This is a genomic window from Mesobacillus zeae (assembly GCF_003570705.1).
GTDB lineage: Bacteria > Bacillota > Bacilli > Bacillales > Cytobacillaceae > Mesobacillus_C > Mesobacillus_C zeae.
On sequence record NZ_QWVT01000014.1, the window covers coordinates 77,145 to 84,594 of the forward strand.

General features: G+C 43.7%; 10 protein-coding genes. 8 read left to right on the forward strand and 2 right to left on the reverse strand.

The genetic code is table 11. The features are described 5' to 3' along the window. The first annotated feature begins 96 nt into the window (after positions 1 to 96). From D1970_RS07920 to salA, 6 genes are all read left to right on the forward strand, one after another. A complete protein-coding gene (locus tag D1970_RS07920) occupies positions 97 to 420 on the forward strand; it encodes a PadR family transcriptional regulator (protein ID WP_119112342.1) in 324 nt (107 codons plus the stop codon). Further along, positions 413 to 973, forward strand: coding sequence for an HAAS signaling domain-containing protein (locus tag D1970_RS07925; protein WP_119112343.1), 561 nt, complete (start codon positions 413 to 415; stop codon positions 971 to 973). Before D1970_RS07920 ends, D1970_RS07925 begins: the two co-directional genes overlap by 8 nt. After that, positions 966 to 1,769, forward strand: a complete 804-nt coding sequence (locus tag D1970_RS07930; protein WP_119112344.1) for a DUF4097 family beta strand repeat-containing protein — start codon at positions 966 to 968, stop codon at positions 1,767 to 1,769. Before D1970_RS07925 ends, D1970_RS07930 begins: the two co-directional genes overlap by 8 nt. A gap of 263 nt (positions 1,770 to 2,032) precedes the next feature. Continuing rightward, positions 2,033 to 2,476, forward strand: a complete 444-nt coding sequence (locus D1970_RS07935) for a YbaK family protein (RefSeq protein ID WP_119112352.1) — start codon at positions 2,033 to 2,035, stop codon at positions 2,474 to 2,476. 88 nt (positions 2,477 to 2,564) lie between these two features. Continuing rightward, on the forward strand, positions 2,565 to 3,278 hold the full coding sequence (gene cwlD, locus D1970_RS07940; RefSeq protein ID WP_119112353.1) for an N-acetylmuramoyl-L-alanine amidase CwlD: 714 nt from the start codon (positions 2,565 to 2,567) through the stop codon (positions 3,276 to 3,278). Positions 3,279 to 3,445: 167 nt separating this feature from the next. Beyond that, on the forward strand, positions 3,446 to 4,498 hold the full coding sequence (gene salA, locus D1970_RS07945) for an iron-sulfur carrier protein/transcriptional regulator SalA (protein ID WP_119112345.1): 1,053 nt from the start codon (positions 3,446 to 3,448) through the stop codon (positions 4,496 to 4,498). A gap of 41 nt (positions 4,499 to 4,539) precedes the next feature. On the opposite strand, the gene gerD is transcribed toward salA, so the two are convergent. Then, entirely contained in the window at positions 4,540 to 5,172 is a 633-nt protein-coding gene (gene gerD / locus D1970_RS07950; protein ID WP_119112346.1) for a spore germination lipoprotein GerD, read from the reverse strand. Positions 5,173 to 5,315: 143 nt separating this feature from the next. Here gerD and D1970_RS07955 point away from each other — a divergent pair, with 143 nt between their 5' ends. After that, positions 5,316 to 5,999 (forward strand): KinB-signaling pathway activation protein, encoded by a 684-nt coding sequence (locus D1970_RS07955; protein ID WP_119112354.1) that lies wholly within the window; start codon positions 5,316 to 5,318, stop codon positions 5,997 to 5,999. 140 nt (positions 6,000 to 6,139) lie between these two features. Here the strand turns inward: D1970_RS07955 and pdaB are convergent, their stop codons facing one another. Continuing rightward, on the reverse strand, positions 6,140 to 6,892 hold the full coding sequence (pdaB, locus tag D1970_RS07960) for a polysaccharide deacetylase family sporulation protein PdaB (protein ID WP_119112355.1): 753 nt from the start codon (positions 6,890 to 6,892) through the stop codon (positions 6,140 to 6,142). 177 nt (positions 6,893 to 7,069) lie between these two features. On the opposite strand from pdaB, the gene D1970_RS07965 reads away from it, so the two are divergent. Next, the gene (locus D1970_RS07965) at positions 7,070 to 7,267 is read left to right on the forward strand and encodes a hypothetical protein (RefSeq protein WP_219915756.1); all 198 of its coding nucleotides are present in this window, start codon (positions 7,070 to 7,072) and stop codon (positions 7,265 to 7,267) included. Positions 7,268 to 7,450 lie beyond the last annotated feature (183 nt).

Here is a 7,450-nt window from a genome sequence, read left to right on the forward strand (position 1 = left end):
CAGTACCGTGTGTTATCTTTGAGTTGAGGATCCTTGCAAAATCAAGTACTATACAATAAACAATACCTTTTACTCTGAAAGGAGGTATGACTCATAGTGAATGTTCAATTTAAAAAAGGCGTGCTGGAATTATGTGTCCTCGTATTATTGGATAAGCAGGACCGTTATGGTTATGAACTTGTTCAGAAGATATCCGAACAAATTCATATATCCGAGGGTTCTGTGTACCCGCTGTTAAGGCGATTAACTAAGGATGGACACTTTACAACGTACCTAAAAGAATCCACAGAAGGACCGCCGCGGAAGTATTATAAGTTAACGGATAACGGGAGAGTGTATCTTCACGACCTGCTCAAGGAATGGAAGGAATTTGCTAATGGTGTAAATCAATTAATCGAGGAAGGTGTTAACGATGACTAAAAAACAATTCCTTACAAAATTAAATACATCTTTGAAGGGTCTTTCATCGGATGACCGGGAAGATATTTTGCAGGATTTTGAAGAGCATTTTACGATTGGGTTAGAAGAAGGAAAGACAGAAGAGCAAATATCGGCTTCACTAGGTTCACCTCAACAAATAGCAAAAGAGCTGGTAGCAACGCACCGGGTTGAAAAAGTGAATGAAACCTCTACGGCTGGCAACATTTTTCGCGCGGTTTGGGCTGTTATCGGCTTGGGATTTTTCAATCTTGTCATTGTGTTAGGGCCGTTTATTGCATTAACAGGGCTAATCGCTGCTGGCTGGGCCGTTGGGATTTCATTCGTCGCTGCCCCGCTGCTCGTATTAATAAATGTTGCCTTGCATCCGCAAATATTTGAGCTTTTTGACTTATTTGTTTCCATTGCGCTTGCAGGCCTTGGGTTATTTATCGCAATCGGAATGTTCTTCGCAACCCGGGCGGTAAAAAATGGATTTGTCCGTTATTTGAAATACAATCTCAGCGTTGTGAAAGGTGGCGTGAAACATGCCTAATATAAAAAGAATATCGGTTGTTGCTTTAGTGCTTTTACTACTCGGTATTACCGGGAGCATATTGACGCTTGGCACGAAGAAATCAGCAGAAGAGATTTCAGAAGAAAGAACTTTTGAAAAAGGAACTTTCACAAATGTGGATATTCATGTTGATAACGCTGAAGTGGAAATTGTCCCTGTAAATAACGAAACAGCAAAAGTTGAATTATCAGGGGATAGAGAAAAGGATAGAAAATACAGCTTTGATGCTGCTATAGAGGGAGATACGCTCGCTGTTCAATTAAACGAAGAAAAGCTTAAATTCTACAACTTCGACTTATTTGAGTCCGCCCTCGCTATAAAAGTATATGTTCCTGAAAAATCGTATGGAAAATTGCGTGTGAATGTGGGAAATGGAAATGTAAAAGCAGAAAAACTGGGTGTAAAAGATGTCGCTGTAAAAACGATCAATGGAACAATAGACCTGAAGGATTTCGAAAGTGACAATGTTGCTGTCGAATCGAAAAACGGGAAAATACACCTAGAAAACATTGATGGTGATATTTCCGGGGATGTGCTGAACGGAAAGATTTCACTTTTGACAAAGGATCTCAGCCAGAATATAGATTTTGAAACTACGAACGGTCAAATTGACATTCAAACAGAAAAAGAGCCGACAAATGCCACCATTAGTGTAGAAGCTGCCAATGGAACCGTAGATGTATTTGGCGATTCTTCCAGGCGCACTGTGATTGGAAATGGAGAAAATACAATAAAATTATCCACCTTAAATGGAAAAGTAACTGTTTCAAAGTAAACCGATACCGGTCATGCACCTAAAGTTCCCCATCCATCCATTCATTTTATATTGCCAAATGAAGCCTCGGCACATGCGCCTTGGTTTTTTTTATTCAAAGGTTGTGCCTTCTTAATTCAATCGCTTGAATCTCCGGGCCTGCTGTGCCTTGCCGGATTGCTTTTTGAAAAAGGTGATAAAACTGGAAACGGAATCCCTCGCTGTATTGGAATGCAAGCGGCAGGGGTGTTGAAAACTACGTTCAAGGGGTGAGAAGTTTGAGTGTGAATGTAGTTACGACTTTTACAGATAAAAAACGCGAAAAGCAAATTAAATATGAGCGCTCCATGCTCCGCGAGCTATCGCTCAAGAAGCTGCAGGAGAGGATGAAGGGCTGCTTTGGTTCTTCACGTCTTGTTACGGGGCTTGTGATGAATAAAGGCATAGAAGAAGCCTGTTATGATGTGGCGATTGAAGCCTTCTTGCTTGGAGCGAGATACAGCAAGTTTGGCTACCATGGCGAGGCGCTTGAATCAGCAAGGTTAAGGTGCAGTGAAGATGAACAGCACCTAACTGATACGCTGTACAACTTTTTCCTGTTTTGGGGGAATGGTGAGGAGGGCCCAGCGGCAGAGTCGCTGTATGTTCTATGTGAGAAGTATGTGGATGCCTGGTGGAGAGACGGATTCACCAGGGGTGAAAAGAGATATAAAATGCGGCTTCATTAAGGCTGCTCCGGAGTTCTAAACATCCTTCCTGTCCCATACATTAAAGTAAAAGGGACGAGCGCTTTAGGGGGAGGATGGTTTGGTCCGGATGATAAAGAAGCTTCAGTTTGTTTTGTTTTCGGCAGGGCTGGCATTGCTGTTTCTCGTTTTGCAATACGATTTTACCGAGAGGGATTCATGGAAGTCCTGGAACCTCCCTCTGTCGGGTAAGGTTATCCTGATTGACCCGGGCCATGGAGGGGTTGACCCGGGCGCTGGAGGGAAAGATGCACGCGAGAAAGAGATTGCCCTGAGTATATCCTTAAAGCTGAGGGATTATTTGCAGCAGCAGGGGGCGCTTGTGATCATGACGAGAGAAACAGATGTGGACCTTGCTGATAAAGATTTAAAAGGGTTCAGAAAACGAAAAGTCCAGGATTTAAAAAGGCGGCGTGATTTGATCAATACATCAGACGCAGACTTTTATGCCAGCATCCATTTGAATGCAATCCCATCGCCAAAGTGGAAAGGCGCGCAGACCTTTTACTCGGGAAATTACAGGGACAGCAAACGGGCTGCTACCCTTATTCAGGCAGAGCTGCGGCGAAACCTTGAGAATACTGACCGTAAAGCAAAGTCAGCGAACCAGATTTATTTGCTGAAGCACACGAAAAAACCAGGCGTGCTGGTAGAGGTTGGTTTTATCTCGAATCCGGGAGAAAAACGCTTGCTAAAGACAGATGAGTATCAGGATGAGCTAGCCGCCTCGATTTATGAGGGAATTCTCCGATATTATTCGGGAGAACGGAAATTCTGGAAATGAAGGGGCAGAAAAGCTTCTTCTTTTTTCTTTTTGGATAAAAAAGGTTAGATTTTTATCAAGATGTGTAAAAGAGGGGTAGGGACACAATAGGTGTGACCCTATTCACACAAATGCCTTCATACTCTATGGTATACTGTTCAAGTATAAAACAATAGGAGGGTATCAGGATGTTAACAGATGCTCAAGTACGGGAAATCGTCGGCGGTCTGCAGGAACCGTTTTTACATAAAACACTCGCAGAAATCAACGCCATACAAGAAGTCAAAATAAAAGAAGAAAAAAATCATGTCAGTGTCAAGGTTGGCATTGCCAAGACCGGGACAGCCGAGCAGCTTCAGCTTCAGTCACAAATTGTCAGCCTTTTGAAAGAAGCGGGTGCCGACTCAGTAGGATTGAGGTTCGCCGAGCTTTCGGACGAAGTGCTATCCCAGTTCAGGACAGAAGGAAATGAAGAGGAGGGGTTGCTGTCCCCTAACAGCAAGACTACTTTCATTGCCATCGCAAGCGGAAAGGGAGGAGTCGGGAAATCGACTATTTCAGTAAACCTGGCTGTGTCGCTGGCACGCCTTGGCAAAAAAGTGGGACTTGTGGATGCGGATATTTACGGTTTCAGTGTCCCGGACATGATGGGAATCACGCAACGTCCGGTAGTGCGTGGGGAGAAGATCATTCCTGTGGAAAGGTATGGAGTTAAAGTCATTTCGATGGGATTCTTCGTCGAAGACAACGCTCCAATTATCTGGCGCGGACCGATGCTTGGTAAAATGCTCAATAATTTCTTCAATGATGTAGAGTGGGGAGAATTGGATTACCTGCTTCTTGACTTACCTCCTGGAACAGGTGACGTAGCCCTTGACGTTCATAATATGCTTCCGGCATGCAAGGAAATCATCGTCACAACGCCACATCCGACAGCAGCCTTTGTAGCCGCCCGTGCCGGTGCCATGGCCTTGAGGACAGAACATGAAATTCTTGGTGTCATTGAAAACATGTCATATTTCGAAAGCAAGCTTACAGAAGAAAGAGAATATGTATTTGGACAAGGCGGCGGAGAGAAGCTCTCAGAAGAACTGAACACTGAGTTGCTCGGAAAACTGCCACTTGGACAGCCTACATGGGACGAGAACGATTTTGCCCCTTCCATTTACAAGGAAGATGACCAAATTGGCGCGATCTATACGAACATCGCCCAAAAAGTGGTTCAGCTGCTTAAAAAATAAGCGAAAAAGACAGCCTCCATCATGAGAGGCTGTCTTTTCCATTATGGCCCTCCGGGTGACGGACCGCCGCCGCTTTCTCCGCCTCCGCCTCCGCCGCCAGAATCGCCCGAACCGCCTTGTTGCTTATCTGGAACTTCGGAAGCTGCTTTTATCAGCATATCCTGAACTTTGGCTTTGAAAAGCGGGCTGTCAAATGTCTCGGTTACAACGGATTGCATATGCTTTCGATACTCTTTGCTTTTCAGTACTTCCACTAGCTCCTTTTCGAGCTCCGGATCCTTCATTACTTCAATCATCATTCCCCGGTATTCCGGATCCTTCATCATGTCCTTCAGTAGCTGTTCATTTTCTGTCTTCATGCTTTTTGCCATGGATTGGGCAAATTTAGGGTCTTTGAACTGTTTGTTCCAGAATTGTGTTCCTTTATCTGATACGAGTGTATTTTGGACGGTATCTGATACAACGGACTGGTCAAGGACTAGCTTTTCCTTCATTCCGTCGTCGGACATTACTTCCTGGATCGCCTTTTTGCCATCATCGGTTTTTAAAATATCGACAACCATTTTCTTTGTCATTTCATAGTCCATCTGTTCCCCGCCGGACTCGGCAGGAGCGCATCCGGCCAGCATGCACAGACCGAGAACGGGGAGGAACTTACTTGCTTTTTTCCACATTTGTATTTCCCCTTTCGCATAGGCAGCCCTAATGTTATGGTTGGCCAAACGCCAAATATTATTCGGTAAGAGGCAATGTGTAGATTTTTCAATCTTTGGTTGGTACAATCAAGAGGGGAAATTTATTTTTGGGGGAAAATATTGTGACGAGCCGAAATTGGGTAAGGTTGTTCTTGTCCACTTTGCTGGTTGGAGGGGCTGCAGCCAGTATAACGGGCTTTATTGTGCGCTGGAGTGAATTCGAGCCTCTTTTCAGCCATTTTGATATCATGGAAATTTTGTCAGTCTTATTATGGCTTATTGGAATTGGCCTTATATTCAGCATTTTAAGCCAGATGGGTTTCTTTGCCTATTTGACGATTCATCAGTTTGGCCTTGGCATTTTTAAGTCTGCTTCTCTTTGGAACGCGGTACAGCTTATATTGGTGGCTGTCGCTATCTTTGACCTGGTTTATTTAAGATACAACGCGTTTGCCGGAAAAGGGGACAGCTGGCTTCCGTATATCGGGCTTGCTCTTTTAGCTGTAGTGCCAGCCGTAATTGTGGCTTTCTTCAAAGCTAGGCAGACAAATAAAGAAGCATTTATCCCAGCCTTGTTTTTTATGGTTGTCGTAACCATGGTTGAGTGGGTTCCGGTTCTTAGAGTGAATGAGCACAGCTGGCTATATTTGATGTTGTTTTCGCTCCTCGCCTGCAATGCCTACCAGCTTCTTACCCTTCCGAAATATAACCGTAAGTCTGCTGAAGAGCGGGAGTCCGCAGCCAGGAAAGAAAAAGGGACGAGCCAAAAAGCGCAAAAAAAAGCAAAACCGTCGAAGGTGCAATAATACCGCGACGGTTTTTTTATATCAATTTCCTTTATCTTAAATCGGAACGCTCCAATAATACGGTTGCTAAGCTGCGCTAGCTCTTTTCCTTGTCTGGCTCCAGCGCCCATTGGACTTCGCTGGACGGGCATTCGTTTATGCTATTTTATTTCAGATGACTGCGATTCTGCATTGGCGATCATATGTGAGACTGTGACCATCTTCAATCCCTTGCTTTTGATGTCTTCGATGATTCCCGGGAGAGCTTTTGCAGTTTGTTTTGCCGAGTCGGAAGCATGAAGAAGAACAATGTCTCCCTTGTTAGCTTTCGAAACGGTTTCAACAATTGCATCAGTGCCGGGGTTGGTCCAATCCTTTGAATCGAGGCTCCAATGCACGACGGTGTATCCAGCACGGTCAGCAGCCTTAATCGTTGTTTTGTTAAAATGGCCTGTTGGCGCCCGAAGCAGCTCGATGTTTTTAATATTGAGCTTGGAGAAAGCCGTCTGGGCTTTCATGATATCCTGTTTCATTTTTGCTTCCTCAAGTTCAGTATAATCCTTGTAGTCATAGCCAAGCATTCCAATTTCATAACCGCTTTTGACAATCCTCTTTACAAGATCAGGGTGCCTTTCAGCCCAGGCACCTGATAAAAAGAAAGTAGCTGCCGGAACCTTATGCTGTTCAAGAACATCAAGAATCGGACCTGCCTTTTCATCGCCCCAGCCAATATTGAAAGTAAGAGCAATATCCTTTTCTCCCCTGTAGACCGCTTTTGGTCCATCATTTGCTGAGAATGCGGGAATCTGTATGATGCTTTCCGTATAAAAAAACCAGGCAGTAAAAAATGCGGCAATCACAATGACCACAAACTGTTTTAAAGACTTTCCATTCAGTACAAAAAAGAAATTCATTCCTTTCACCTCGTCCCTAAGCACTCCTTGTCTCATTTTTATGAATGGAAATCCGAGATATGATGAAAATTTTTAATAAATGATAAAACAGAGGAAATTGGAAAACACTACAGAAAAATAAGGCGGGGGGGTGTTTCCGTGCGTGCATTTTTAATCAATGAAAAAGAAATCAAGGAAATGGAGTACTTGATCAAAAGAGAAATGGATGAAATTCTCTTTGATTTAAAAGATGAGAGAATAGAACACATTGTTAAAAGGTCGATGAAGGAACGATATAAAATATTGTTTTCACTCTTCAAGAGAGTCGCGATTCCTAATGAATGCCTGAAGTACATGCCTATCTTTGATAAAAGCCAGCAGAAAGAGTCCAACTGATAAGAAGAAAAGTTATAAAAATAGTATTGACGGATACATAGGAAGCTGGTATATTAATAAACGTCGCTGCTGAACAGCTGGCGGCAAACGAAAAATAACAGTTGACTCCTGTGAGTCGGTGTGTTATATTAAGAAAGTCGCCTACGGGCGAAGTTGCTCTTTGAAAACTAAACAAACAAGCGT